The 25239-nt window shown below is 65.4% G+C and carries 24 protein-coding genes and 1 tRNA gene; 14 read left to right on the top strand and 11 right to left on the bottom strand.

The window, feature by feature from the left end:
- The first annotated feature begins 46 nt into the window (after positions 1 to 46).
- The 3 genes from TVB01_RS12310 to TVB01_RS12300 all read left to right on the top strand — a co-directional run bounded on the left by TVB01_RS12310 (position 47) and on the right by TVB01_RS12300 (position 2306).
- Complete coding sequence (locus TVB01_RS12310) at positions 47 to 1018, top strand: VOC family protein (RefSeq protein ID WP_422456202.1); 972 nt, start codon at positions 47 to 49, stop codon at positions 1016 to 1018.
- Positions 1019 to 1029: 11 nt separating this feature from the next.
- Positions 1030 to 1362, top strand: a complete 333-nt coding sequence (locus TVB01_RS12305; protein WP_422456201.1) for a hypothetical protein — start codon at positions 1030 to 1032, stop codon at positions 1360 to 1362.
- Between the two features lie 116 nt (positions 1363 to 1478).
- Positions 1479 to 2306: a transporter substrate-binding domain-containing protein gene (locus tag TVB01_RS12300; protein ID WP_422456200.1), complete on the top strand. Its 828-nt coding sequence runs from the start codon at positions 1479 to 1481 to the stop codon at positions 2304 to 2306.
- A 9-nt stretch (positions 2307 to 2315) separates the two neighbouring features.
- Here TVB01_RS12300 and TVB01_RS12295 read toward each other — a convergent pair whose 3' ends face one another.
- The 3 genes from TVB01_RS12295 to TVB01_RS12285 are packed head-to-tail and all read right to left on the bottom strand — an operon-like array spanning position 2316 to position 6875.
- A complete protein-coding gene (locus TVB01_RS12295) occupies positions 2316 to 2924 on the bottom strand; it encodes an isochorismatase family protein (protein WP_422456199.1) in 609 nt (202 codons plus the stop codon).
- Positions 2921 to 4795, bottom strand: coding sequence for a hydantoinase B/oxoprolinase family protein (locus TVB01_RS12290; protein ID WP_422456198.1), 1875 nt, complete (start codon positions 4793 to 4795; stop codon positions 2921 to 2923). Before TVB01_RS12290 ends, TVB01_RS12295 begins: the two co-directional genes overlap by 4 nt.
- Before the next feature lie 4 nt (positions 4796 to 4799).
- Positions 4800 to 6875, bottom strand: coding sequence for a hydantoinase/oxoprolinase family protein (locus TVB01_RS12285; RefSeq protein WP_422456197.1), 2076 nt, complete (start codon positions 6873 to 6875; stop codon positions 4800 to 4802).
- Positions 6876 to 7143: 268 nt separating this feature from the next.
- Between TVB01_RS12285 and TVB01_RS12280 the strand changes: the two genes are divergently transcribed.
- The 3 genes from TVB01_RS12280 to TVB01_RS12270 are packed head-to-tail and all read left to right on the top strand — an operon-like array spanning position 7144 to position 9975.
- Positions 7144 to 8346: a CaiB/BaiF CoA transferase family protein gene (locus TVB01_RS12280; protein ID WP_422456196.1), complete on the top strand. Its 1203-nt coding sequence runs from the start codon at positions 7144 to 7146 to the stop codon at positions 8344 to 8346.
- Positions 8343 to 9311, top strand: a complete 969-nt coding sequence (locus TVB01_RS12275; protein ID WP_422456195.1) for a hydroxymethylglutaryl-CoA lyase — start codon at positions 8343 to 8345, stop codon at positions 9309 to 9311. Before TVB01_RS12280 ends, TVB01_RS12275 begins: the two co-directional genes overlap by 4 nt.
- 10 nt (positions 9312 to 9321) lie before the next feature.
- The gene (locus tag TVB01_RS12270) at positions 9322 to 9975 is read left to right on the top strand and encodes a GntR family transcriptional regulator (RefSeq protein WP_422456194.1); all 654 of its coding nucleotides are present in this window, start codon (positions 9322 to 9324) and stop codon (positions 9973 to 9975) included.
- Here TVB01_RS12270 and TVB01_RS12265 read toward each other — a convergent pair.
- From TVB01_RS12265 to TVB01_RS12255, 3 genes are all read right to left on the bottom strand, one after another.
- Positions 9972 to 10937, bottom strand: a complete 966-nt coding sequence (locus TVB01_RS12265; protein WP_422456192.1) for a hypothetical protein — start codon at positions 10935 to 10937, stop codon at positions 9972 to 9974. The two genes, TVB01_RS12270 and TVB01_RS12265, sit on opposite strands and share 4 nt — an antisense overlap.
- Before the next feature lie 369 nt (positions 10938 to 11306).
- The gene (locus TVB01_RS12260) at positions 11307 to 11552 is read right to left on the bottom strand and encodes a helix-turn-helix domain-containing protein (protein WP_422456191.1); all 246 of its coding nucleotides are present in this window, start codon (positions 11550 to 11552) and stop codon (positions 11307 to 11309) included.
- Positions 11552 to 12049: a DUF2975 domain-containing protein gene (locus TVB01_RS12255; RefSeq protein ID WP_422456190.1), complete on the bottom strand. Its 498-nt coding sequence runs from the start codon at positions 12047 to 12049 to the stop codon at positions 11552 to 11554. Before TVB01_RS12255 ends, TVB01_RS12260 begins: the two co-directional genes overlap by 1 nt.
- A 132-nt stretch (positions 12050 to 12181) precedes the next feature.
- Between TVB01_RS12255 and TVB01_RS12250 the strand changes: the two genes are divergently transcribed.
- On the top strand, positions 12182 to 12997 hold the full coding sequence (locus tag TVB01_RS12250) for a DUF427 domain-containing protein (RefSeq protein WP_422456189.1): 816 nt from the start codon (positions 12182 to 12184) through the stop codon (positions 12995 to 12997).
- Positions 12998 to 13068: 71 nt separating this feature from the next.
- Positions 13069 to 13368 carry a hypothetical protein gene (locus TVB01_RS12245; RefSeq protein ID WP_422456188.1) on the top strand — a complete coding sequence of 100 codons (300 nt, stop codon included), beginning with the start codon at positions 13069 to 13071 and terminating at the stop codon, positions 13366 to 13368.
- A gap of 2 nt (positions 13369 to 13370) precedes the next feature.
- Here the strand turns inward: TVB01_RS12245 and TVB01_RS12240 are convergent, their stop codons facing one another.
- Positions 13371 to 14468, bottom strand: a complete 1098-nt coding sequence (locus tag TVB01_RS12240; protein ID WP_422456187.1) for an SGNH/GDSL hydrolase family protein — start codon at positions 14466 to 14468, stop codon at positions 13371 to 13373.
- A gap of 1299 nt (positions 14469 to 15767) precedes the next feature.
- Between TVB01_RS12240 and TVB01_RS12235 the strand changes: the two genes are divergently transcribed.
- Positions 15768 to 15920, top strand: a complete 153-nt coding sequence (locus TVB01_RS12235; RefSeq protein WP_422456186.1) for a hypothetical protein — start codon at positions 15768 to 15770, stop codon at positions 15918 to 15920.
- A gap of 713 nt (positions 15921 to 16633) precedes the next feature.
- Positions 16634 to 16843, top strand: coding sequence for a hypothetical protein (locus tag TVB01_RS12230; protein WP_422456185.1), 210 nt, complete (start codon positions 16634 to 16636; stop codon positions 16841 to 16843).
- A gap of 112 nt (positions 16844 to 16955) precedes the next feature.
- Here the strand turns inward: TVB01_RS12230 and TVB01_RS12225 are convergent, their stop codons facing one another.
- The 3 genes from TVB01_RS12225 to TVB01_RS12215 form a co-directional block, all read right to left on the bottom strand.
- Positions 16956 to 17264, bottom strand: coding sequence for a hypothetical protein (locus TVB01_RS12225; protein ID WP_422456184.1), 309 nt, complete (start codon positions 17262 to 17264; stop codon positions 16956 to 16958).
- Positions 17265 to 17425: 161 nt separating this feature from the next.
- Positions 17426 to 17502, bottom strand: a tRNA-Thr gene (locus TVB01_RS12220).
- Positions 17503 to 17637: 135 nt separating this feature from the next.
- Positions 17638 to 18516, bottom strand: a complete 879-nt coding sequence (locus TVB01_RS12215) for a DsbA family protein (protein WP_422456183.1) — start codon at positions 18514 to 18516, stop codon at positions 17638 to 17640.
- Between the two features lie 163 nt (positions 18517 to 18679).
- On the opposite strand from TVB01_RS12215, the gene TVB01_RS12210 reads away from it, so the two are divergent.
- From TVB01_RS12210 to TVB01_RS12195, 4 genes are all read left to right on the top strand, one after another.
- The gene (locus TVB01_RS12210) at positions 18680 to 20152 is read left to right on the top strand and encodes an alpha,alpha-trehalose-phosphate synthase (UDP-forming) (RefSeq protein WP_422456182.1); all 1473 of its coding nucleotides are present in this window, start codon (positions 18680 to 18682) and stop codon (positions 20150 to 20152) included.
- Positions 20149 to 20925, top strand: coding sequence for a trehalose-phosphatase (otsB, locus tag TVB01_RS12205; protein WP_422456181.1), 777 nt, complete (start codon positions 20149 to 20151; stop codon positions 20923 to 20925). Before TVB01_RS12210 ends, otsB begins: the two co-directional genes overlap by 4 nt.
- A gap of 159 nt (positions 20926 to 21084) precedes the next feature.
- The gene (locus TVB01_RS12200) at positions 21085 to 22173 is read left to right on the top strand and encodes an ABC transporter ATP-binding protein (protein WP_422456180.1); all 1089 of its coding nucleotides are present in this window, start codon (positions 21085 to 21087) and stop codon (positions 22171 to 22173) included.
- Positions 22174 to 22286: 113 nt separating this feature from the next.
- Complete coding sequence (locus TVB01_RS12195; RefSeq protein WP_422456179.1) at positions 22287 to 23648, top strand: DUF4032 domain-containing protein; 1362 nt, start codon at positions 22287 to 22289, stop codon at positions 23646 to 23648.
- A 91-nt stretch (positions 23649 to 23739) separates the two neighbouring features.
- Here TVB01_RS12195 and TVB01_RS12190 read toward each other — a convergent pair whose 3' ends face one another.
- Positions 23740 to 24477 (bottom strand): hypothetical protein, encoded by a 738-nt coding sequence (locus TVB01_RS12190; RefSeq protein WP_422456178.1) that lies wholly within the window; start codon positions 24475 to 24477, stop codon positions 23740 to 23742.
- Positions 24478 to 25239: the final 762 nt, after the last annotated feature.

Here is a 25239-nt window from a genome sequence, read left to right as displayed (position 1 = left end):
GTGCGTTGGCCTGCGAGTGAGCATGAGAATGCGGAAGGAAAATCCCATGGCGCCTGGATTCCGGGACATTGCCCACGTCGGTTTTGTGGAGCTCTATACCCCCGACTTTGAGGGGAGCCTCTGGTTCTTCACGGAGCTGCTTGCCATGCGGGAGGTCGCACGCGAGGGCGATTCCGCCTACCTGCACGCCTGGGACGACTACGAACACCACACCATCAAGCTGACCCGGCACGCCACCTCCGGCGTCGGCCGGCTGGGCCTCCGCGCCTCCAGCCAGGAGGCGCTGGAGCGGAGGGTCGCGGCGATCGAGGCTGCCGGCCGCGGCACGGGCTGGCACGACGGCGGACCCGGCATGGGAAAGACCTACGCCTTCACGGACCCTGACGGCCACCCCATGGACCTCTATTACGAGAGTTCCTGGCATGTTCCCACGGAAGAGTCCCGGCCGGCACTCAAGAACCAGGCCGACCGTTTCCCCGGCCGCGGAGTCAACGCCCGCCGGCTGGACCACGTCAACTTCCTGGGCGCCGACGTCGAAGCCAACGGGCGGTTCGTTGAGGACGTCCTGGGCGGCAAGCCGACCGAGCAGATCCGGCTGGACAATGGATCCCTGTCCGCACAGTGGTTTACGTTCTCCAACAAGTCCTATGACCTGGTCTACAGCGGGGACTGGACCGGCAGCAGCGGGCGCCTGCACCACTTGGCCTTTGCCACCGACACCCGGGAAGACATCCTCAAGGCAGCAGATATCTTCCTGGAGAACGGCATCCACATTGAAACCGGACCGCACAAGCACGCGATCCAGCAGACCTTCTTCCTCTACGTGTACGAACCCGGCGGAAACCGGATCGAGTTCTGCAACGCCGGGGCACGCCTGATCCTCGCGCCGGACTGGAAAACCGTCGAATGGACCGAGGCCGAGCGGGCCAAGGGCCAGGCCTGGGGCATGAAGACGATCTCCACTTTCCACACCCACGGCACACCGCCGGTGCCCGGACCGGGACAGGTCACCGAATGAAAGGCGGAACCATGCCGGCAGCTCGTTTCCTGGCCGGTGCCGCAGCCGCCGTCCTGCTGGTCAACGCTGTTCCCCACGGCGTCAGCGGACTCCAGGGCCGCCGTTTTCCCTCACCGTTTTCCAGTCCGCCCGGGCGCGCCCTGTCCGCGCCTTCCGCCAACATCGTGTGGAGTGCGGCCAATGCCGCCGGAGGCGTGTTCCTGCTTCGGCGGGCCGGCTCCTCGGCGGCGGACCGGTGGATCATGGCGGGATCCGGACTGTGCATGGCGCTCGCCCTGGCTGCCCACTTCGGCAGGATCCTGCCGGAACTTGAAGCCGCGGAGCGGCCCCACAGCACCGGATAACGTTTCCGCATAGGCGCTGATTCTGGCTGTGACGTGGGCAGACACCCGCTGCGGCTCCCTGCTAGGTCTTGAAAGAACGGAGAACCTTCCGCTTCCCCCAACCCCAAGGAGTACCAGTGCCGTCCTTCCGTCTGCTGCCCGTTCTTGCGCTCTCAGCCCTGCTTGTTGCCGGGTGCACCACCCCGGGCGCCGCCGAACCCGGGGCCTCCACCGCGCCCGAGGGCCAGGACGCTGGGGCCGAGTCGCGGCTGGACCTCATCAAGTCCCGCGGGTCGCTCATTGTCTGCACCACCGGGGATTACCGGCCGTTCACCTACAAGGACCCGGAGACCGGTGAATTCAGCGGTATCGACATTGCCATGGTCCAGGACCTTGCCTCACGCCTGGACGTAGACATCGAGTATGTGCAGACCACGTGGAAGGACCTGATGCCGGACTTCCTCGAGGGCTGCGACATCGGCGCCGGCGGCGTCTCGGTCTCCCTGGCCCGGGCCGAGCAGGCGTTCTACAGCAGCACCGTCCTGGACGACGGTAAAACCCCGATTACCCGGTGCGGTGAGGAGGACCTCTACGACACCGTGGAGGAAATCAACACACCCGGCGTCCGTTCCATCACCCCGATCGGCGGTACAAATGAAATCTTCGCCGACGAAAACTACCCCAACGGCGAGATCATCCGCTTCGAGGACAACAACACGATCTTCGATGAGATCGTCGCCGGCCGCGCAGACGTGATGACCACCGACGCCGCTGAGGTGAAGTGGGTCGACAACGAGTACCCGGAGCTGTGCGCCGTGGACCCGGACAACCCGTTTAACTTCTCGCAGAAGGCGTACCTGCTTCCGCTCGGCGACACTGTGTTCCAGGAGTACGTCAACCAGTGGCTGAACCTCGCGGAGAACGACGGCACGTACGACGCAGCGAAGGAGCCCTGGTGGGGATAGGTTCCTGAGCTAGCCCTCCCGGAAGTACTCCTCCACGGCGGAGCTGTTCCAGATCTCCGCGTACTTTGCCTGGAGGTCGTACAGCGATCCGTCGTGCACCGCGGCGTCGCGGTCCCCGACAGCGTTTCCGACGACGATCGGCACGAACCCGTGCTGCATCGCGTCGACTGCCGTTGCGCGGATGCAACCGCTGGTGCTGGTGCCCACGATGACCAGGGTGTCGATTTCACGGGTGTGGAGGAGCTGGGCCAGGTCCGTGCCGAAGAAGGCGCTGGCGTACTGTTTCACCAGCACGGTCTCCCCTGCCTCGGGGGCGACCTCCGGCATGAGCTGGCCCAGCTCCGTCTCCCCGATCAGCAGGCGGAGCGCCGGGACCTTGCGGATAAACACTCCGCCGTCCGCACCGTCCGGCCCGAAGCTGACCCGTGTGTGCAGCACCGGAACGCCACTGGCGCGGGCAGCGGCGAGCACCTGCGCCGCGCTGTCGAGGAATTCCTTGTCCGGCAGGCAGAGCGGGCTCTGCGGGTCGAAGTAGGCACGCATCAGGTCTACGGCCACGACGGCAGGCGCTGTGCCCGGTGCCAAGGTACCGTCGAATCCGTGGGCGAAACCGGTCACGCGAGCGCCACCGGCGGTTTCGGTGCGGCCAGGCCCGTTTCAGCCAGGCTGTTGGCCAGCAGGTCTGCCATCTCACCGCCGCGGTTGAAGAGGGGCAGGGGCTCCTCCCGGTCCCCTCGCAGCCGTTCGCGCAGCGTCTCCGTTGCCTCGGCGCCTAGCGTGCCCTCCTCCGAACACACCACTCCGTAGGCGAGCGCACCCTGCGCCGTCACCAGTCCGCGCCGGACCTCTTTGCAGACCAGCTCCGGGTCGCGCTCCAGCGGATCCCCCCAGCCGCCGCCGCCCCAGGTGACGAAATGCAGGACGTCGCCCGGAGCAACCTCCACGTCATGGACCTTGGACGGAAGGATGAGCGTGGTGCCGTCGGCCTTCTCGATCCATTTCCGTCCGCGGGCACCCGGTTCGCCGCCGCGGACACCCCACGGATAGGTGAGCCAGCGGTCGTCGTGAATGGCGATGGTCCCGGGTTCCAGGAAGCGGTACGCGACGTCGACGCCGTTGCCTCCCCGGTGCAGGCCGGCACCTCCGGTGTCCGCGATGGTCTCCCACCGGTCAATGACCAGCGGGTAGTAGGACTCCAGGTACTCACACGGAATGTTCGTGAAGGACGGCCAGAGCGAGTGCCCGTCCGGGCCGTCGCCCACCGGCCGTCCGGGGATCCCGCCGAAGCCGATGGAATAGAGCTGGAACCATTCACCCCGCCGGTCCCCGGAGCTGTAGTTCCCCGAGTACATAAAGTGCGGGGAGGATGAGAAACCGGCACCGTTGAGCAGGTCCGGGTTGGCCTGGCCGAGCAGCCCGCCGAAGAGGTCGAACAACCGGCCGATGCCGTGGTTGCGGCCGTTCAGGGCGGCCGGGTAGCGCGGTTTCCAGAACGTGTCGTCAGGGATTTCAACGTCCACCAGCGGATAGAACCCGTCGTTCCACAGGATCTGCGGATCGGCCACGGTGATCATGTAGATGCCGAAGAACATCCGGATCAGGTTCTCGTTGATGTAGTAGTTGATCGGCCCCTGCGCCTGCGGGCTGCTGCCGGTGAGGTCAATCAGCACCTTGTCCCCGGTGCGAGTGATGGTCATCTTCAGCTCGTACGGCCCGAAGCCGCGGCCGTCGTCGTCAATGTAGTCGGTGAAGGAGAGCGGCTTGCCTTCCTCGAACACCATGGACAGGAGGGTCTTCATGGCCCGGTAGTTGCGGTCCAGCAGAGCGTTCAGGGCCGAGGTGTAGGTGTCCACGCCGAACCGGGCGCACATCTCCTGCACCCGCCGGGACGCGGTGCTGCAGGCTGCCACCAGGCCGTTCAGGTCCGCCCGGTTCCAGTCCGGCTTGCGGACCTGGTTCAGGATGATGCCCAGTGCCGTGTCGTCGCGCTCGCCCTTCCGGTACAGCTTGAAGGGCGGAATGACCACGCCTTCCTCGAAGATGGTCCGGGCATCGGTGGGCATGGACGCCGGGGTCTTCCCGCCGACGTCGGTCATGTGCCCGAACTGCGACGCCCATCCGACGATCCGTCCCTCGAAGAAGATGGGCATCACCACCAGCCAGTCATTGGCATGGCTGATCGCAGCCCCGCAGGAATACGGGTCGGACGTCATCAGCACGTCGCCCTCCTCGATGGTTCCGTGGAAGTTCTCCAGGAAGTCGGGAATCGAGAGACCGAACTGCCCCACGATCATCTTGCCGCTCGGGTCGGCGATGAGGGGAAACTCGTCGTGCTGCTCCCGAATACCGGGGCTGAGGGCGGTGCGGAAGAGTGTTTCGTCCATCTCGTACCGCGCGCTGCGGAGCGCGTTTTCAATGAGGTCAAGGGTTACGACGTCCACGTCCACGGCCTGCAGCGGCTCGGTGGCGGTCTCCACTAACTGGGCCATGGGCCTACTCCTTCGGGTCTTGGACGGGGCGGATGAGCAGGCTGCCGTGCGGGTGCACTGCAGCGGTATGTCCGGGGAGGACCAGGGTGGTGGAATCCATCTCGGCGATGACCGCCGGGCCGGAAACCACGTTTCCCGCCAACAGGCGGTCCCGGTCATACACCTTGGCCTCGATGGTGCTGCCTTCCACGAAGATCGTGGTGGAGGTCCGTTCCGCGGCCGACGGATCCGTTCCGCCGGCGTCCAGGGTGATGGAGGCAACCTCCGGGCGCGGACCGTTCACGGTGGACCGGACGGTCACGAGTTCGTGCTCGTTGTCCAGCAGGAAAGAAAAGAGCCGCTCGTGCTCTTTGTCGAAGGCCTGCCGCAGCCCCGCAAACCCGCCGCCGTCGCCTGCTGCAAACGCCGCGTAATCCAGCGGAACCGGGATCTCGAAACCCTGCCCGTGGTAGCGGACGTCGGCGGAGTAGCTAACGGTGAGGTCGGAGTCCCCCAGTCCCGCAGCCAGCAGGGTTTCCCGGGCGGTGGCGCTGAGCTCGTCCAGCAGGCCGGACAGTTCAGCGTCGGTGAAATCGCCGAAGGGGCGGACCAGTGTCCGGGCTGCTTCGTTCCGCAGGCTCGTGGTGGCATCGCCGTAGGCCGACAGCACACCGGGCGACGGCGGGATGATCACCGGCCACGCACCGGTGAGCTTGCCCAGCGCGTTGGCATGCAGCGGCCCCGCTCCGCCGAACGCCACCAGGGCGAAGTCCCGCGGGTCGAATCCCTGCTGTGTGGACACCAGTTTCAGCGCGCCGAACATGTTCTCGTTGACGATGTTGACGATCCCCTCGGCCGCCCGTTCAACGTCGTTCAGGCCGGTCGCGTCGGCAATGGTCTTCACGGCTGCCGCTGCTGCTTCGGCGTCGAGGCCGATTTCCCCGCCGGCCAGTTCGGCCGGAAGATAGCCAAGCACAACGTTCGCGTCCGTGACAGTCGGTGCGGTTCCGCCGCGTCCGTACGACGCCGGTCCCGGAGCCGCTCCTGCGGACTGCGGACCGACGCGCAGCGCCTGGGTCAGCGGCGGAACGTGGGCGATCGATCCGCCGCCGGCTCCCACCGTCCGCACGTCCACCGAGGTGGCCCGGACAGTGAGGTCCCCCACCGTGGTCTCGCGGCCGATGCGCGGCTGCAGGTTCTGGACCAGGGCGACGTCGGTTGATGTACCGCCCATGTCGAAGGTCAGGAAGTCGGTGTAGCCGGCCTGCTCAGCCGCCCAGGCCGCACCGGTCACGCCGCCGGCCGGGCCCGAAAGCAGGAGCGAGACGGGGTTGTCCGCAGCAACCGCGCCGGAGACAAGCCCTCCGTCACTGCGCAGGATCGAGAGCTGGGTATCCATCCCTGCGTTGGCCAGCTGCGCATCAAGGTTCCCGACGTACCCGGAGACCTGGCCCTGCACGTACGCATTGGCAACGGTCGTGATGGCGCGTTCGTACTCACGCAGCTCAGGAAGCACCACTGAGGAGCGGGACACCGGTATGCCGGGGAGTTCTTCGCCGGCGATCTCGGCGATCCGTGCCTCGTGGCTGCCGTTCGCGTACGCGTTGATCAGGCAGATGCTCAGCGCCTCGACGCCGTTGCGCCCCAGTTTGGCCAGCTGCCGGCGGACGTCATCTTCGTCCAGGGGCGTCAGCACAGCGCCGGTCGTTGAGACGCGCTCCGTTACTTCGACGGTGTCCTCCAGATCCGCGAGCGGCTCCGGTTTGGGCCAGATAATCCAGCCGGCGAGCCCTCCGGGAACGAAGGAGCGCGCAATCTGCAGCACCTGGCGGAATCCCCGGGTGGTCACCAGGCCAACGCGGGCTCCCTTCTGCTCCAGGATGGCGTTGGTCGCAACGGTGGTGCCGTGCAGCACATCCTTGACCGCGGAGGTCTCAATCCCTGCGGCAGCACATACCTGGCTGATGCCGTGCAGCACGCCGACTGACTGGTCCTCGGGCGTGGAGGAGGTCTTGTACCGGTGCGTTTCACCGGTGTCCTCGTTAACAAGCAGAATGTCCGTGAATGTGCCTCCGACATCCACGCCTAACCGAAACGCCATCAGTTCTCCTTGGGGGGGTGGTGCTGCCGGTCCACGCGTGGCCAGGGCAGCGGAAGGATCCGTGCCGGAAATGCATTTATGCCGCTTCATGCCGCCGGCCCCGTTGCCTGCGTCACATTGGTGGCATCAGGCTAGGGGTGCGGTGTGGCGCTGTCAAGGGATTGCATACAACCCTCCCTGCGCCTTCCAGCTGCGTCCTTGACACCGCCATATCCAGCTGTCAGGTTGTATGCACGCTGCCCGTACCCGGCCCACAGAAGGAGCAACCATGCCACCTGCACCACAGGGTCCGCTGGCTGGCGTGCGGGTGGTGGAAATGGGCCAGCTGCTCGCCGGCCCGTTCTGCGGACAACTCCTCGGAGACCTGGGCGCCGACGTCGTCAAAATCGAAGACCCGGCACGCGGGGATCCGCTGCGCCAGTGGGGCCGGCAACTGCCCGAAGGCGTCTCCCTCTGGTGGTCGGTGGTCGGACGGAACAAGCGGTCCGTGACCCTGAATCTGCGGGACCCCGAAGGCCAGGAGCTGGCCAAACGGCTGATTGCACAGGCGGACGTCGTCATCGAAAACTTCCGCCCCGGGACCATGGAACGCTGGGGCCTGGGATTCGAGGAGCTTCGCCGGGACAATCCCGGGCTGGTGATGGTTCGGGTTTCGGGCTTTGGCCAGGACGGCCCGTATGCGCAGCGTGCCGGGTACGGAGCGATCGGCGAAGCGATGGGAGGCCTGCGTTACGTCGTCGGAGATCCGTCCACGCCGCCCTCCCGGGTGGGGATCTCCATAGGCGACACCCTCGCGGCAATGTTTGCGGCCATCGGAGCACTCGCCGCCCTGCAGGAGCGGCAGTCCAGCGGACAGGGGCAGGTTGTTGATTCCGCCATCTATGAGGCGGTCCTGGGAGTCATGGAATCCCTCGTGCCGGAATGGCAGGTCACCGGTTACCAGCGCGAGCGCACCGGAGCCGTGCTGCCCAACGTTGCGCCCAGCAACGTCTATCCAACCCAGGACGGCCAGTGGCTGCTGATCGCCGCCAACCAGGACACGGTCTTCGCCCGCTTGGCCAAGGCCATGGACTTCCCCGGGCTGGCGGACGACCCGCGCTACGCCACTCATGGAGCGCGCGGGGAGCGGCAGCAGGAGCTCGATGACTTGATTGCCGGCTTCACCTCCGGGCTGGACGCTGACGAGCTCGAGAAGCTCCTCCAGGAACACGGGGTTCCCTCGGGCAAGATTTTCCGCCCGGCGGATATGTTCGCGGACCCGCAGTTCGCCGCACGGAAATCCATCACCGAAGTTGACCACCCCGCCCTGGGGCCGGTGTCCATGCAGAACGTGTTCCCCCGGCTCAGCCGGACCGGAGGGGGCATCCGCTGGCCCGGTCCCGAGCTTGGAGCCCATACCGCGGAGGTCCTTGCCGGGATCGGTGTCGACGAGGCAGCGCTCCAGGAGCTGCGCACCCGGGGCGTGGCATGAGCCTGCCGGGCCTTCCTTCCTCGGTCCGCCTGGTGGAGGTGGGCCTGCGGGACGGACTGCAGTCCGTTCCGGAACCGCTGAGCACTGCCCGGAAGGTGGAACTGGTCCAGCTGCTGATCAATGCGGGAGTCCGCGAAATCGAGGCGGTGTCCTTTGCCCATCCCAAGGTCCTGCCGCAGTTGGCTGATGCCGCCGAGGTGATGGCCGCTGTTCCCCGGGTCCCCGGCGTGCGTTACCGCGGCCTGGCGCCGAATTACCGGGGCGCGGAACGGGCAGTGGACTGCGGCCTGGATGAACTGGTGGTGGTGGTTTCGGCGGACGAAGAGGTCAGCCGGCGCAACCAGCGGCTCTCCGTCAAGGAAGCACTGGCCGGGCTGGAGCGGATCGGGGAACTGGCCCGCACGGCGGGCCTGCGGCTGGTCACCGCCGTCGCCTGCTCCTTCTTCGCCCCCGCCCGGGGTCCGGTAGCCCGCGAAGAGCGGCTGCGGGTGGTGGAGGCGGCCATGGCCGCCGGTTCGGCCGGCGTCTATCTGGCCGGAACCTCCGGTCAGGAAGAGCCCGGCGAAATCTATGACGGAATCCGCGGGGTCCGCGAGCTGTATCCCGGGCTGGAGGTAGGTGTCCACCTGCATAACCGCAACGGCTTTGCCCCGGCAAATGCCCTGGCCGCACTGCAGGCCGGCACGGACTGGATTGAGGGCTCCTTCGCCGGACTGGGCGGGGATCTCTGGTTTCCCGGAGATCCCTCCGTGCTGGGCAATGCGCCGTTGGAGGACCTGGTGCACCTGTGTGACGGCCTCGGCATTCACACCGGAGTGGACCTGGAGCGTTACCTGCTGGCAGCCAACCGTATCGTGGAGCTGACCGGGCGGGCATCGGCGTCGTTCGTTGCCCGAGGCGGCACCCGCACCCAGCTTGCCCAAGCCAGCTGGCCAGCGGACGAACCCGCCTCCGGCAAGGGATAACGTAGTTCACATGGACCATTCCCCCGCGGATCCCCTCGAGGAGAGCCCCTACGCCCGCCTGCGCGCCCTCATCGCCTCCGGCGACGTCGCTCCAGGCGCCTGGCTGCGGGAGGCCGCCCTGGCCGAACGGCTGGGTGTTTCGCGGACGCCGGTCCGCGAGGCACTGAACCGCCTGGCCGCCGAGGGAATCGTGGAGATCAGCCGGAACAAGGGTGCCCAGGTTGTGTCCTTCTCGCCCGAGGACGTGGCAGGGCTGTACGACGTACGGGCCGGCTTCGAGCCGCACGCGGCGCTGCTGGCCGTTCCCCGGCTAACGGACAGCGACGTCGAGCGGCTCGCGGAACTGAACACCGCTATGGAAGCCGCGGCAGCAGACGGGGACCTGCGGACCTTGGGGGCACTGAACAACGAATTCCACGGGCTTTTCGTCGAACGCTGCGGCAACCGGCACTTTGCCGTGGCCCTGCAGACCCTGATGCGGCCGGCCGTAGTCGCGCACACCTTCGGAACCTACAGTCCCGAAGCCCTGCGCCGCAGCATGCTCCATCATGCGGAACTGGTGGCTGCGGCGCGTGCCCGCGACGGCGAGTGGGCCGAAGCCGTGATGCGGACCCACATCCTGGCCGCACGGAACGCCGCCGGAGCGCGGACTGCCGACGCCTAGCGGCGGGCTTCGCTCTCTGAGGTCCAGGTATTGCCGGAGCTGAACGGGTCGAAGAGCAGCCGTCCGAACATTTCCCGCTGGGCCGGCTGCGCTTCCTTGCTCTCATCCAGCCGCTGGATGACGTAGCGGTACAGCTTTTCCTGCAGCACGTGCGCTTCTGCCTCGCTGAAGGGTCCGTGCGCCAGTTCGCCGATCCGCTGCTCGAGCTCAGGCAGCCGCGCCAGCCCGGGCGGATCCGGGGCCATCGCGATGCCGAACACGACATCCAACAGGACACTTGCCTTCTCCGCTCCGGTCGAGCCGGGATTGGCTTCCACCGCCTGCAAGGTGCGCTCTGCCGCTGCCCGCGCCGGCCCATAGGCGGGCATCCTGAGCAGGAAGCTGACCAAGGCGGTGCCGGATTCGTACCCGCTGACCGGCCCGGAGAGCCATTCTTCCAGCGCCCTGCGGCACAAGTCGTCACCTGCCATGAACAGGAACTGCGCTGCGAACCCGACGACGTCGCTGCGCCGGCAGCGTTCGGCGCGGTTCGTTCCGGCAGGAAACCCGGCGAGCGCCGCGATGGCCACTTGGTGCAGGGTTTCCGCCAGTTCCCTGCCTTCCTCCCCCTCCCGGAGGGAGCCGAAAACATCCCAGTCCGGGCGGTCCTGGACGTGCCAGTACAGTTCCCGCATCAGGTAAGGCACCCACGCGCTGCCGGGCCCGTATTCTTCGACTGCGAGGAAGAACGCGCCGGTAAGGTACATCGGGTCCCGCGGCCGGCGGTGGTCCCATCCTGCGTCATAGAGGTGGATTGCCACCTCTCGGTCGTGGCTCAGCGCCGGGACTGATTCAGCGAATTCCCACGCCCTTTCGCACAGCTCCCTTCCCTCTTCGGTTTCGCCGCAGCCGGCGTACGCCTTGGCCGCGGAAAGGACGGTCATGATGTACGGCTTGGGCAGCGGAATGCCCTGGGCTTCCATCGCGCGGACCGTGCTGAGAAGTTCCGTCGGACTGTGAGGTTGTCCCCCCTGTTGTTTTTTCCCCATCGGGACACGGTACCGCCGTTATGCGCTCGGGGAAACGCGGCCTTTAAACCACAGACGCCGGTCCGGAGCCGGTGATTCCACCCCCATGGAAATCACCGGCTTCGGCCCGGCGTCTGAGCCCTGTTCGGGACCTTCAAACCTGTGGATCCCTGCCCTGCAGTGATCCAGTACTGAGACTACCTAAGTTTCTTCCCGGCCAGCGGCGGGTCTAGGACACAACTTCATATCAACCTCGGCAGGTTTAACGCGTGCGGAAATTGGATCCGGGGGTGGTACACGCCGCCGGTGCCTGTGTCGCTGCCGTCAGGCGTGGGCCTGGTGTACGCGGTCCGCACTGTCCGCACCCTCCGGCACCCACCGCAGCAGGTCTCCGGGCTGGCACTCCAAGACCTCGCAGAGCGCCTCGAGGGTAGTGAACCGGACCGCCTTGGCGCGCCCGTTCTTCAGCACCGCCAAGTTCGCCGGAGTGATGCCGATCCGCTCGGCCAGGACGCCAACGGGCATCTTGCGCCGGGCCAGCATCACGTCAATGTCCACGACGATGGGCATCAGATCACCTCGCTGAGCTGTGTTCGGAGGTCCAGCGCTTCCGCTTCCCTGGCGACTGCCTGGGCGAGCAGCGCCCGCATCACGACGACGACGAGCGCCACTCCCGCGGCGGTCACTGCCGCCCCTCCGACCAGGAGCACGATTCCCGGAGCAACCGCTTCTCCGGGCGCGAGCAGGAATCCCAGGACGACCAGCAGCAGGGCAGCGGATCCCACGGCGCCGATGATGATGTCCACCCAGCGGAACGCCGCGGCGGAAAAGACCGTCCCCCTGCGGACCATGGTGAGCAGGCGCCAGACGCAGACCAGGGTCACCTGGAACGCGAGCACCCCCAGAAACCCGATGGCCAGGAACGGAATCCGCAGGGCAGCGATCGCCGGACTGCCCTGGTCCAGGTCGGCACCAAGCAGGGGTAGCAGCACCGCTTGGATGAGCAGCGTCCCTGCCAGGACTGCGGACATCAGCACGCGCAGGATGAGGATGGTGAGGTTTCCCATGGCGGCCTCTTGGCTCGATATCGAATGATCTTCCATTAATATCGATAAACGATAGGTTGGTCAAGCGTTTGCGGTCCGCGGCGAATTCCGCAGCGCCTTGTGTGGCCGGTCCGCCGGCAAGACACTGAAGGTATGGCACTGCACATCACCCCGGAGTTCGCGAAGATGCTCCCGCTGCTGCGCTTCGAGCCCACTCCGCGGCGGATCCGCGCCCTGGTGGGGCCGGACGCCGTCGTCGACTCTTCCAACGCCTTCCTGGTGTACGAACCGCGGCGCGTGACGCCCGTATTTGCCGTACCGCCGGAGGACATCTCTGCCAGCCTGGTTCCTGCGGAAACGGACGATGACCCGCTGGCCATGGTCCCGCCGGGCGCCCTGATGGATCCGCGGTACCCGTTCAGCGCCCACACCGCCGAGGGACAAGCCCTGGATATCGTGGCGGACTCCCAGGTGCTGGCCGGTGCCGGGTTCAGGCCGACCGATCCTGACCTGGCGAACCATGTCGTGCTGGATTTCTTTGCCTTCGACCAGTGGTTTGAGGAAGACAACGAGATCAAGGGGCATCCGCGCGACCCGTTCCACCGTGTCGATGCCCGGGATTCCTCCCGCGCGGTTCGCATGCACCTCAACGGCCAGCTCCTGGCCGAGACCCGGCAGCCCCTCTTTGTCTACGAGACCATGCTGCCGCCGCGTACCTATTTTCCCAGGAGCGACGTCGACTGGGACCTCCTTAGCCGCTCGGACACGCAGACGGTTTGCCCCTATAAGGGAACGGCGTCCTACTGGTCTGTCACTGACGATCCGGCCGGCGCTGACCTCGCGTGGTCCTACGAGTCAGTCCTGCCGGATTCGGGGCAATTGAAAGACCGGATCTCGTTCTTCGACGAGCGGGTCGACACCTACGTCGACGGCGCCAAGCAAGAGATCGACTCCATTTTCCGGTTCTAGGGCTGCTTGGTTCAGCTTCCGGCGCGGGACAGCCTTCAACGGCGCCCAGGATTTTCTGGAACACTGGAATCATGAGCGAGCAGCAGAATGGAAAGGCCAAACACCCCGGCCCCATGGGCCGGTTCACCGGGTCGGGCCCGCTCCTTACCGTGTTCCTGCTCGCCGGGCCACAGATACCGGGGCTCGTGAGCCGGCTGTTCTCCGCGTCGCAGCCCGGCGTCTATGCGGCGTCGAATGTTTACGGCGGGGCTACCCTCACCCTGGCCGGTGCTGTCCTGCTCGTCTGGCTGGTCGGCAAGCGCTCGACCGGAGCCCAGTCACAGCCCCGCCCCGACGACACGGCGGACGCAGACCGTCCCCGCGGCAGCTAACGCTACCGCCGGCAGATCTCCTGAAGGTTAATCGCCGATGCCATTGCCGCGTAGCCGGCATCGTTCGGATGGAGATGATCCCCCGGATCGAACCGGGTCTGGAGCCGGCTGCGGTCGCGGGGGTCGCGGACCACGGCGTCGAAGTCGACCACCGCATCGAATTCCCCGGACGTCCGAATCCAGAAGTTCACTGCCTGGCGGTCCTGCTCGCCCTCATCGGTGTAGTACCCGGCACCGCCGTACGGCGTCAGCGTGGCGCCCACTACTCGGATGCCGTGGTCATGGGCCCGTTCAATGAATTGCCGGTATACCGCGATCAGTGACTCCGGTTCCAGCGCCCCGGCGGTCCGGCCGATGTCGTTGATGCCCTCGAGCAGTACAACCGTCCGTACCCCCGTCTGGTCAATCACATCGTCCTCGAAACGCGACAGGGCCGAGACGCCCGCCGTGCCGGCGTCTTCCAGCACCCGGTTACCGCTGATCCCTGCGTTGAGCACTCCGCACTGCCGGGCCTCGGGCCGGCGCATCAGCCGGTCAGCGACCTGATCCGGGTAACGGAGGTTGGCGTCGACGGTGGAGGCGAACCCGTCCGTGATCGAGTCGCCGAAGAACACCACTGATCCAAGAGCCTTCGTCGCCGTATCTATTCCCTCCAGGAAATACCGTGAGGTGTCCAGGGCCCCATAGGACTCCGCCGTGCTGGAGGTGGCGTCGCCTGCCGCGAGGTACGAGGTAGCCCTTCCAAGGGAATGCACCGAAGCAGGCCCGGTTGGGCCTGGCAGGTACATGCTGACCGTCAGGTCCGAGTTTCCTTCCACGGAAAGCTGTACCGGATCGGATACCCACTCAGCACCCGCGGGGATGGTTACTGATGCGGCGCCGTCGAACGTTACGTCGCGCAGTTTATCCGGATCCGGGTCCTCCGCCGCGGAGCCGGGAGACACCGTGGCAGCGCCGATCACCAGCGGAGTGGTACCGAAATCGTTGCTGATCCTGATTTGCAGGCTGTCTCCGCCGACGGACAGGTGAGCTGTCTGGCGAAGCGTTGCATCAGTGAACCCCTCTCCGGAAACACTGCCTGCTGGACCGGCCGGGGTCATTGGAGCTGCCCAGCTGCCAACCCAGGGCGTTGAGGGGGACGAGCCTCCCGCCGCGGATTGAGTTGCTTTTGAGTCAGCGCCTGCTTCTGCTACGGGTACTGCTCCGTTGTTCATCTGCGATGTCATGGCCGTTCCTGCCGCTGGAACGCTTAGTGCAGCGGCTACTAGGCCTGTCAGGAAGAAACCGGACCGGGTGGCTGGTTTTCTCACGGTGCACTCCTTCGTGCTGGCGTCCGGCTGGCGGTGGCGAGCCGTCCGGTCAAGCTAGCACCGGGGTTGTGCGGCCAATAGAGAAGAGGCCAAGTCACGGCGGCAGACCACGGAAAGAGTCGACGTTTATGCCGCGCCATGGCCCGCAGGTGCAGAGGACCCCGCCTCAGCCTCGGCATTCCGAAGAGCGTCCAACGGAGCGGTTAGAAGGTGGGAAGGCGGCTGTTACCTGCAGCTTCCAGGACCTCCCAGCCGTGGTGGTGTCCGAACGGAGCAACCAACCGAGGCTAATCACGGTCCCGCTCGAGCAGTCCACGCGCGCCAGGTTCCTCCATGAGTCTCGCCCGGTAGGCATCGGCGACAGCCTTGTCGGCAGCACTCCATCGGCAGGACTACCCATGCAGTGCTGCCGTCCAACCCATGAAAAACCCCTCCAGACCAGGCTCTGTGCCTGATCAGAAGGGGTTTCGTGGAGCCCCCTGCCGGATTCGAACCGGCGACCCCCTGTTGCCGTGTCACCGCATCCTGGCAGTTCCCGACGGCTCCGTGAAGGGCACCCTCATCAGGTCTAACGCGGTTGATAGTGCTTGGATCCTACCCGCAGTTTCCCGCTCATTCCCGTTGAAAGCGTGTCGCAAGCGTGTCATAAGGGTGGTGCACGTAGATGAGGCAGGTTCCCCTAACCGCGCCAGGACACAGCGTTAGGGCTGCCGCTATCGTCCCTAGAGTTCCGTCATTTGCGCGACATTCACCTTGTCGCAGATCCGGGGCACGGCGGGTGCAGATACATAGGACTCTGCACGGATCCCGCCGTCGACGCACCACGACACCCCTGAGGTGCTGCTCCATTCCATCGAAGGGGACACCATTGGCAACACCGGCAACACTACTGATATCCACGAGCGGCTGAGGTCCCCGCGCCGTGTTGTCCTGTGTCGCAGGCGTTGAGTTGCTCATCCGTGGCTTCGACGGACGCTTCCCGGAGCACCCAGCCTTGGATCAGGACAACGGCGAGTCAGCTGACGTCTACTGGATCAATGTGCCCGAATACGTTGGCAGGCTTTCCAGCGGTAGGCGCAGGTTCCTGATGTGGCAGCCTCAAAGGCCGCCGGCGTCGAGGTAAGCCTCGATGCCAGCTTCTCGTCCCAGGACTATCGGGACCAGGACTATCGGGACCAGGACCTGATGCTCTCAGCCCTCAGGCACGCCGGTGGCCGACGATTCTGGCCGGTGGATTCCTAGGGTCATCTCCGGGTTGAGCAGCAAGCTCATTAGGGTCCTTAACGAGCTTCTCCACGGGCTCCACCCCGATAACGTCGGTCATTGTCTCGCCGAACCAGTGGCTCCAGACCCGTCGACATTAGGAGAAGCAACGGGACCTTCAGCCATAAGGGGTGAAAGGGATTCTGCCTCGGGACGGTATTCGTCATGCGGCGGGCCGCCTGGCTTGCATGTTGAAGAGAATAAGCAAATTCGCAGTCGTCATCGCAGCCGCTTTTGGGCTCGCACTTACAGGGGTTGCGCCGGCCGGCGCATCGGGAGGGAAACAGACAGCCGCAGTCGCCGCGGTACAGCAGGCCCCCTCCCTGCAGCAGCTGGCCACCCCGGGAAGTGCGGGTGCAGTTGAGCCACAGGATGTCGCCGGGAAGTACTACACCTTCTGCGTCAGTCTGGGTGTGTCCCACAGCTAGGACGGTAATCCTCCGGAGTCCTGCCCCGGGTGGCTTGATGTTTACATCAATGGGCAGCACACCGCTCACCTGAACATGGGTGCCACCGACGCTCCGGTGACCTGCGTTATCGGCGTCGGCCTTGGCATGGCCACGCTGTTTGTCCCGGGTGCAGGCCAGGTGGGCTGGGCCCTTATACTCTGAGTGGAATTGGAGTGACTATTCCCGGGTGTGCCGGCTTATAACCAATCCTAAAATAATTGTCGCCAACGGAGAGGCGAAAGCATGAAAGACAAAATTCCCAACCGCTGGATCAGCGCATCATTCTTCGCGTGGGCAATTCTGTTTGCCGTGTGGCAGCCCCTGGTGTGGTGGCGCATCGTTGCAGCAGTCGTGATGGTCTGCCTGGGCCTCTACGGGTTCTTTCTGTGGTGGAAGGGCCGCTCCGAAGATCCGCAGCGGACAGATTCCCCTCTTCGCTCAGGCGATATGTGACACCTGCGCGCAGGCCCCCGGCCGGCAGCCCCCGTTTTGCGCGGGGCTGTCGGCTTTTTTGTGCGGTGGTGCCCGGCGGCAGATACTGGCGGCCAATTTCAGAGTTCAGCCGTCATAGCCTTCTTCGAGCAGCTTCCCGGAAGCGGTCTTCACGTATCTCCTTGACCGAGGAGTCGTACCCCAGGCGCGGGTTGCTGCACAGTATCCATGTCCGGGCAGTGTCCTGGTCCTGGCTGGTATCGATCTCGTTCATGAGACCGCAGGCAAAGTGGAGTCGCTGCTGCCCCGGCTGCGCCGGGGTGAGCGCTCCCCCGGCCGCCCACTTTCGGCCCAGGGCGGGATCCCCGACGCCCGCGATTCCTGCCGCCGCCCCGGCGGTGATCGCTTCGCAACGGCTGCGGGTGACTTCGTCCGTGTCCATCGCTTAGCAGGAACCTGCCGGTGACAGCGGCAGGCTCTTCAAGCACATTGAGGTGGAAGGCATCCGCTTTGAAAGCGTGTAGTAAACGTGTAGCTGCCCCTTTTCGCGGCATGAGAAAACCCTTCCTGATCGGGCGTTTTACCTGATCAGAAGGGGTTTCGTGGAGCCCCCTGCCGGATTCGAACCGGCGACCCCCTGTTTACAAGACAGGTGCTCTGGCCAACTGAGCTAAGGAGGCGTGGACCGGGAAACCGGCCCCGCGCCGTCGTCGTCCGCGGACAACAAAACAGCGCTAGACAAGATTAGCCCAGCACACCCGCCGGAACGAAACCAGGACTGGTCCGCTCCGGCGGGGCGCCGGCTGGAGAAGCAGCTAGGAAGAAGCCTCGGCCTTGTTGGCGTCGATGGCAGCCTGGACGGTCTCGACGAAAGCGTTCAGGTCGGCTTCGGCTCCGTTGACGTAAACCGTCGGGGTGCCGCTGACTTCGGCTTCGCGCGCCAGCGAGTCGGCGTACTTCACGTAGGTGCGGAAGCCGTCGCTCGTGATGCAGTCCTTGGCGTCGGAGGCGCCGACGGAGTCGGCCATATCGGCCAGCGCGGCGTTGTTGATCTCACCGGACGCATGCTGCGCGAAGATGGCCTTCATGAAGTCCCAGTAGGATTCCGGGTTGGTGTCCGCCACACAGGCAGCAGCGTTGGCGCCGCGGGAGGAGTAGTTCGTGGGTGAGTTGCGGTCCAGGAACGCCACCGTGCGGTACTCATAGGTGACCTCACCGGCGTCGAGCCAGGAGCCGATCTGGTCACCGTACGTTCCGGTGAAGTCCGCGCAGTGCACGCAGTTGATGTCGACATACTCGACGATCTGTACCGGTTCCCCGGGACCGGCTGCTTCGACGCCTGCGGGCACGGTGTCGCCGGCTTCATTTGTGGTGGTTGCCTCGGGCAGCGCGTTGACGTCAACTTCCAGCGGCTCGGTAGGCTCCAGCTCGGTGGTGGAGGTGAGGGTGAAGCCGCCGTCCGCGTTGCCGTTGGCCGGGGCCGGTCCGGCGTCGGGAATGTCTCCGCGGAGACTGTTGACCACGATCACAGCGACGATGGCGATGACGGCGACGATTCCCGCCACGATTCCCCAGCGCGTCAGCAGCTTGTTGCGGCGTTCCTTCTTAAGCTGCGCTTCACGCAGTGCCCGCGCTTTTTCACGCGCCGCAGCCTGGCGATCAGCCTTGGTGGCCTTGGGGTTCCGGTCGCTCATGTTTCCTTCTGTCTCTCTAACGGCCGCGCTGGTAGCGGCATCAACGTACACAGTCTCCGGGACAACGATATCCCGGCACCCTATGGACAACGTCCCCGGAGGGTACAAAGTTTCCCCTGTTGGATAGAGTGGCAAACAAACAAGTCAACTTAGGAGTGCGAAGGTGAACGCTGTTGCCGCGGAATCGAAGACTGAGATTTCAACGGACGGGTACGGCGATTACGACTTCATCGTTGTCTCAAACCGACTGCCCGTAGACCGGGTGGCGGACAACGGATCTGACGACGGCGATACGTGGCGCCGCTCCCCCGGCGGGCTGGTGACGGCGCTGGCGCCCGTGATGGCAAAGGCCGACGGCGCGTGGGTTGGCTGGCATGGCGCCCCGGACGAAGCTTTGGAACCTTTCGACCACGACAACATGCATCTGCGGCCGGTGCCGCTGAGCGCCTCGGAGGTTGAGCTCTACTACGAAGGCTTCTCCAACGCGACCCTCTGGCCGCTCTATCACGACGTCATCGCACCGCCGGAGTTCCACCGAACCTGGTGGGACTCCTACCGCACGGTGAACCGCCGGTTCGCCGAAGCTGCGGCTGAAGTCGCCGCCGAGGGCGCCACGGTGTGGGTCCAGGACTACCAGCTCCAGCTGGTGCCGCAGCTGCTCCGGAAGGCCCGCCCGGACCTGAAGATCGGGTTCTTCAACCACATTCCCTTCCCGCCGCTGGAAATCTTCGCCCAGCTGCCGTGGCGAAGGGATATCATCGCCGGACTGCTGGGAGCGGACCTGATTGGCTTCCAGCGCCCCAGCGACACGGCAAACTTCCTGCGCTGCGTCCGCCGCTTTGCGGGCCACTCAGTCCGCCAGCAACAGGTACACGTCACGGACGAGGACGGCAATTCCTACGTCTCGCGGGCCGAGGCCTTCCCGATTTCCATCGACGTAGACCAGATCACGGAGCTCGCCCACCGCGAGGACATCATCGAACGCTCCAAGCAGATCCGCCGGGAACTCGGCAATCCCAAGGTGATCCTGCTCGGCGTGGACCGGCTGGACTACACCAAGGGCATCAGCCACCGGCTCAAGGCCTACGGCGAACTCCTCGAAGACGGCCGCATCACCGTGGAGGACGCCTCGCTGATCCAGGTGGCCAGCCCCAGCCGCGAGCGCGTGGAGCAGTACCGGCTGCTGCGCGAAGAGGTTGAAGGAACCGTCGGCCGGATCAACGGCACCTACGACACCATGGGCAACACGGCCATCCGCTACCTGCACCACTCCTACCCGGTGGAGGAGATGGTTGCCCTGTACCTGGCCTCCGACGTCATGCTGGTCACCGCCCTGCGCGACGGGATGAACCTGGTGGCCAAGGAATACGTTGCGGCCCGGACGGAGAACTCCGGCGCCCTGGTCCTCAGTGAATTCGCAGGTGCTGCGGACCAGCTGCGCCAGGCAGTGCTCGTGAACCCGCACGACATCGACCGTCTCAAGGACGCGATTATCTCTGCCATCAACATGCAGCCGCGCGAAGCCCAGCGCCGCATGCGCCTGATGCGCCGCCAGGTCCTGCAAAACGACGTCGAACGCTGGTCGCAGAACTTCCTCAACGCCCTGCGGCTGGAGGGAGAAGGAGAGCACGAATGATTTCCCTGGACCTGCGCACAGCGCTGGCAACACTCGCTGCGGCCGACGAGCTGCTGGTGGCCGTCGATTTTGACGGGACCCTGGCGCCGCTGGTGGAACACGCCGAGGACGCCCGTCCACTCCCGGAAGCAGCGGCAGCACTGCGCGCCCTCGCCTCAGTACCGCACACGGCGACGGCGATGATCTCCGGCAGGGCCCTGGACAGCCTGCGCCGGGCTGCCTCTCCGGAACCGGAAACCCTGCTCGTCGGCAGCCATGGTGCCGAAACCTGGACCGGGCCCAACGCTGAACCGCTGCAGCTGACCCCGGAACAGGCTGCCTTGCTGGCCCGCGCCCGCAACGCCGTCGAACAGGTGGTTCAGGCTTCCCCGGGGTGCCGGATCGAAGACAAACCCGCCGGGGTCGTCCTGCATACGCGCAGTGCGCCGCACGACGTCGCCTCCGCAGCCGTTGATGCCGCCCGCGCCCGGCTGGGGGAACTCGACGGCGTCCAGGTGACCGACGGGAAGCAGGTGCTGGAGGCGTCGGTCGTGCACGCCAACAAGGGAGAGGGTATCCGCGCGCTCCGTGAACTCACGGGTGCGACGGCAGTTTTCTTCGCCGGCGACGATGTCACCGACGAGCAAGGGTTCGCTGTCCTGGAGCGCGGCGATGTCGGCATCAAGGTTGGCGCCGGCGAGACGGCTGCCGCATTCCGGGTGCAGAGTCCCGGGGAGTTCGCGGAAGTGCTGGAACACCTGCTGGACCTGCGCCGGGCCGCCGTCGGCAATTAACGCCTCCGGCCTCCCGCTGTGCATGCCGGGGCTGGACAGGCATGGCATACTTGGCGGCAGTGAGTGCTTCTGTGGCACCCATCACGATATTTCACAAGTTCATATCCACCCATTCACAACGGATCGTCGGGCACGTACCTGCCCGTGAAGGGAAACATCATGGCAACGGTAACGTTTGACCAAGCAACACGGCTGTACCCGGGCACAGAGCGCCCCGCAGTCGACAACCTCAGCCTGGAGATCGCCGACGGCGAGTTCCTGGTGCTCGTAGGCCCCTCCGGCTGCGGCAAGTCAACCTCCCTGCGCATGCTCGCCGGGCTGGAAGACGTCAACTCGGGACGCATCCTGATCGGTGACCGCGACGTCACCGACGTTCCGCCCAAAGACCGCGATATCGCCATGGTTTTCCAGAACTACGCGCTTTACCCGCACATGTCCGTGGCGGACAACATGGGCTTCGCCCTGAAGATTGCGGGCGTTTCCAAGGAGGAACGCGCAGAACGGGTCCGGGAAGCGGCGAAGCTGCTGGATCTCGAGGATTACCTTGACCGCAAGCCCAAGGCGCTCTCCGGTGGCCAGCGCCAGCGCGTCGCAATGGGACGCGCGATCGTGCGAAACCCGCAGGTATTCCTCATGGATGAGCCGCTGTCCAACCTGGACGCCAAGCTCCGCGTCCAGACCCGCACCCAGATCGCTTCGCTGACCCGCCGGCTGGGAGTCACCACCGTCTACGTCACCCACGACCAGGTCGAAGCCATGACCATGGGCGACAGGGTTGCAGTCCTCAAGGACGGCGTGCTGCAGCAGGTAGACACCCCCCGAAACCTCTACGACAAGCCGATGAACGTCTTCGTGGCAGGCTTCATGGGCTCCCCCGCCATGAACCTGCTCGAACTGCCGGTCACGGAAGGCGGCGTCACTTTCGGCGGGACCGTCTACCCCGTGCCGCGCACCATCCTGGACGCGGCTGCAGGCAACACGGTGACCTTCGGCGTCCGTCCCGAAGACATGGATGTCGCCGCCGACGGTGAAGGCCTGAAGGTTGAAGTCGACGTCGTGGAGGAACTCGGTGCCGATGCTTTTGTGTACGGGCACACCTTCCTGGATGGCCAGGAGCACGCCATCACCGCACGCGTGGATGCGCGCAGGCCTCCGGCCAAGGGCGATACCCTGTTTGTCCAGCCCAAGCCGGGACACGTGCACCTTTTTGACACCAGCACCGGAGAGCGACTTGCTGACGAAGCGTAGCCTTTAGCCACTCCCGGCACGTGCGGTGGCCTTTCCCCTGAACTAGACTTCTGGGGGAAGGCCACCGCATTGGTTTAAGCCCCGCAACTGAGTCCACAGAAGGCATTTTGCCCATGACTGATACTCCCCGCGCGAACTGGCGCGATGAACCCACGGACTGGGGACAGCCCGGAAAACTTCCCCGCAGCCATGCGGAAGCAACCCAGTCACCGCTGGGTTCACTCAACATCACAGCTGCTTCCATGGACCCCGCGCTGCTGGACCTGCCGTGGTCGATTCCGCTGGAGGATTGGCCGAAGGAAAACCTGGCGGCCCTGCCCCGCGGCATTTCACGGCACGTCGTGCGCTTTGCCCGGCTGGGCGACTCACTGGTTGCCATCAAGGAAACCAGTGAGCACGTAGCTCGGCAGGAATATCACATGCTGCGCAAGCTCAGGCGGCTGAACGTGCCGAGCGTAGCCCCTGTCGCCGTCATCACCGGCAGGATGGACAAGGACGGGGAGGAACTGGCACCGGTGCTGGTCACCCGGCACCTGCGCTTCTCTCTGCCCTACCGCGCCGTTTTCTCACAGACGCTGCGTGAAGTCACGCTAACCCGCCTGATCGATGCCCAGGCACTGCTGCTGGTGCGGCTGCATCTGGCCGGCTTCTACTGGGGTGACGTGTCGCTGTCCAACACCTTGTTCCGGCGGGATGCAGGTTCGTTTGCCGCGTACCTGGTCGATGCCGAAACAGGTGAGCTGTACCCGGAGCTTTCGAACGGACAGCGCGAGTACGACCTTGAGATCGCCCGGGTGAACATTGCCGGCGAGCTGATGGATTTGGCCGAGGGCGGCCTGGTCGAAGAGAAAATCGACCCGCTTGCCACCAGCGAGCGGATTATGGACAGCTACCGGAATCTCTGGGCGGAGCTGACCGAGCAGGAGTCCTTCGACCTGGGTGAGCGCTGGCGCGTGAACGCACGCATACGGCGGCTCAATGACCTGGGGTTCGACGTCGACGAGCTCACCATCCGTACCACCCCCGACGGCTCCCGCGTGCAGCTTCAGCCCAAGGTGGTCGACGCCGGCCACCACCAGCGGCGGCTGCTGAGCCTGACCGGGCTGGATGCCCAGGAAAACCAGGCCCGCCGGCTGCTCAACGACCTCGACTCCTACCGGGCAGACAACCACCCCGAGATGGACGAAGAACTGAGCGCGCACCTCTGGGTCTCCCAGGTCTTCGAACCGATCGTGAAGTCCGTGCCGCGTGAGCTGGGCAGCAAGCTGGAGCAGGCTGAAGTGGTGCATGAGGTCCTGGAGCACCGCTGGTACATGTCTGAAAAACAGAACCGCAACGTGCCGATGGCCGAAGCGGTGCAGTCCTACATGGACACGGTGCTGCGCCACCGCAGGGACGAAGCGGCGATCCTGCTCAATCCGGATACCAAGACCATGCGCATGCTCGAAGACGGAGCGGCACCGGGGCAGGGCTGAGCCCGCACATACCAGAGGCCCGGCCCCCGCCGGGGGGGGCCCGCCCCGCCCCCCCCTCCGGTACAGCTCGCCTGCTCCGGATGGTCAGGGCCTAGAGAGACTGCTCGAAGTCAGCCTCGCACTCGATGTATTCGCCGTCGATGTAGACCTCTCCGGGTCCGTTGGCCTCGCAGGCCTCAACGATCGTCATGGCCGCATCGGCAGCGAAGACGAACACCGCAATGGTCATGAGCAGGGTGAGGGCAAACACCACGGCACCGACGATGATGCCGGCCAGTGCCGGACCGTTGCTTAGCTTGGCTTTGCGGGACTGGACGAATCCGACGATGCTCAGGATCAGGCCGACCACTGAGGCGAACGGGATAAAGAACAGGCAGGAAAGGACCAGGCCGACAATGCCCATGGTCTTGCCGGGTTTCGTGGCCGGGGCCTGATAGTTCGGGTAGCCGTAGGGCGAGGGCTGCTGGCCGTAACCCGGGTATCCCTGCTGGGTACCGGAATACCCCTGCTGCTGTCCGTAGGAATTCGGCTCGGCGTAGGACGTCTGCTGGCCGTAGGAATTCGGCTCGGAGTAGGGCGTCTGCTGGCCGTAAGATGCAGCCGGCGCTTCCTGCTGCTGCCCGTACGGCAGGTTTCCGGGGCTGGCAAACGGCTGCCCGCCCGGTGCGGACTGGCCGGACTGGCCCGACTGGCCCGACTGCGGGCTGTACTGTCCGTACAGCGGCTGGGTCGGGGCGCCGCTGTCCGGAACCTGCTGTGTGCCTTCTTCCGGCTTCGCGGGCTGTGCTTCGGGCTGGTCGGCGCCGGCGTTGTTTCGGTTCTCTGACATGGTTCTCCCGGGAACTTTGTAAAGGGATAGTGGCATGCGGTCCGCCCCTGCGGCGATGTCCGCGATCGCCGCCCAGTCTATCCTGCACGGCAGTCACGCCCCTGTAACTTTGAACTCAACCCCAAGTCAGCGGCCCGCCGGCCCCCTGGTCCAAGCCATTGCGGACCCGCGGTCCGGTGTCCGCTCCAGCCACCCAGCGACCCTCGAACCAACTATCGAACCCGGGTCCAGATCAGGCGCACGGACCACCGAGCGGACCCGCGGTCCGGGTTAGGCGCACGGACCACCGAGCGGACCCGCGGTCCGGGTTAGGCGCACGGACCACCGAGCGGACCCGCGGTCCGGGTTAGGCGGCTTTAATATTCCATGCGAGCTCTGCGAGCGAGGAATTTCGTTGCCGCCGTTCCGGATCGCGCGTCCGCGGACAGGACCGCCGTTCCGGATCGCGCGTCCGCGGACAGGACCGCCATTCCGGACAGGACCGCCGTTCCGAACCGTGCTGCGCGTGCCGCCGTCACACCCCTGTGTGAGCAATCACCAGTCCTTTCGGCGCATCCCGGGAAACACACGCGCTTAACATTTAGGTAAGCAGACTGCAATGTGTGTAAAGGATGATCCTGTCTATGGACAATGCTCTCCGCGATCCTTCCCCCGGTGCCGAAAAGCTTCAGCTTGTTCCCGTGCATGAGGCCTCCGCCGAACGCGACCGCCAATGGTGGCGCTCCTCGGTCATCTACCAGATCTACCCCCGCTCCTTCCGCG

It is taken from the genome of Arthrobacter sp. 7Tela_A1 (genome assembly GCF_049311065.1).
Classification (GTDB): Bacteria; Actinomycetota; Actinomycetes; order Actinomycetales; family Micrococcaceae; genus Arthrobacter_B.
Note: the sequence above shows the minus strand (reverse complement) of the source record. Positions and strands in the feature narration are given on the sequence as shown.

Coding starts and splice junctions, on each gene's coding strand:
- TVB01_RS12275 (WP_422456195.1), top strand. CDS start 8,343: ATGAGCCTGCCGGGCCTTCCTTCCTCGGTCCGCCTGGTGGAGGTGGGC.
- TVB01_RS12240 (WP_422456187.1), bottom strand. CDS start 14,468: ATGACCCCGGCCGGTCCAGCAGGCAGTGTTTCCGGAGAGGGGTTCACT.
- TVB01_RS12285 (WP_422456197.1), bottom strand. CDS start 6,875: ATGGCGTTTCGGTTAGGCGTGGATGTCGGAGGCACATTCACGGACATT.
- TVB01_RS12305 (WP_422456201.1), top strand. CDS start 1,030: ATGCCGGCAGCTCGTTTCCTGGCCGGTGCCGCAGCCGCCGTCCTGCTG.
- TVB01_RS12310 (WP_422456202.1), top strand. CDS start 47: ATGGCGCCTGGATTCCGGGACATTGCCCACGTCGGTTTTGTGGAGCTC.
- TVB01_RS12200 (WP_422456180.1), top strand. CDS start 21,085: ATGGCAACGGTAACGTTTGACCAAGCAACACGGCTGTACCCGGGCACA.
- TVB01_RS12255 (WP_422456190.1), bottom strand. CDS start 12,049: ATGGGAAACCTCACCATCCTCATCCTGCGCGTGCTGATGTCCGCAGTC.
- TVB01_RS12270 (WP_422456194.1), top strand. CDS start 9,322: ATGGACCATTCCCCCGCGGATCCCCTCGAGGAGAGCCCCTACGCCCGC.
- TVB01_RS12290 (WP_422456198.1), bottom strand. CDS start 4,795: ATGGCCCAGTTAGTGGAGACCGCCACCGAGCCGCTGCAGGCCGTGGAC.
- TVB01_RS12265 (WP_422456192.1), bottom strand. CDS start 10,937: ATGGAAGCCCAGGGCATTCCGCTGCCCAAGCCGTACATCATGACCGTC.
- TVB01_RS12280 (WP_422456196.1), top strand. CDS start 7,144: ATGCCACCTGCACCACAGGGTCCGCTGGCTGGCGTGCGGGTGGTGGAA.
- TVB01_RS12215 (WP_422456183.1), bottom strand. CDS start 18,516: ATGAGCGACCGGAACCCCAAGGCCACCAAGGCTGATCGCCAGGCTGCG.
- TVB01_RS12260 (WP_422456191.1), bottom strand. CDS start 11,552: ATGCCCATCGTCGTGGACATTGACGTGATGCTGGCCCGGCGCAAGATG.
- TVB01_RS12230 (WP_422456185.1), top strand. CDS start 16,634: ATGAAAGACAAAATTCCCAACCGCTGGATCAGCGCATCATTCTTCGCG.
- TVB01_RS12245 (WP_422456188.1), top strand. CDS start 13,069: ATGAGCGAGCAGCAGAATGGAAAGGCCAAACACCCCGGCCCCATGGGC.
- TVB01_RS12225 (WP_422456184.1), bottom strand. CDS start 17,264: ATGGACACGGACGAAGTCACCCGCAGCCGTTGCGAAGCGATCACCGCC.
- otsB (WP_422456181.1), top strand. CDS start 20,149: ATGATTTCCCTGGACCTGCGCACAGCGCTGGCAACACTCGCTGCGGCC.
- TVB01_RS12250 (WP_422456189.1), top strand. CDS start 12,182: ATGGCACTGCACATCACCCCGGAGTTCGCGAAGATGCTCCCGCTGCTG.
- TVB01_RS12195 (WP_422456179.1), top strand. CDS start 22,287: ATGACTGATACTCCCCGCGCGAACTGGCGCGATGAACCCACGGACTGG.
- TVB01_RS12190 (WP_422456178.1), bottom strand. CDS start 24,477: ATGTCAGAGAACCGAAACAACGCCGGCGCCGACCAGCCCGAAGCACAG.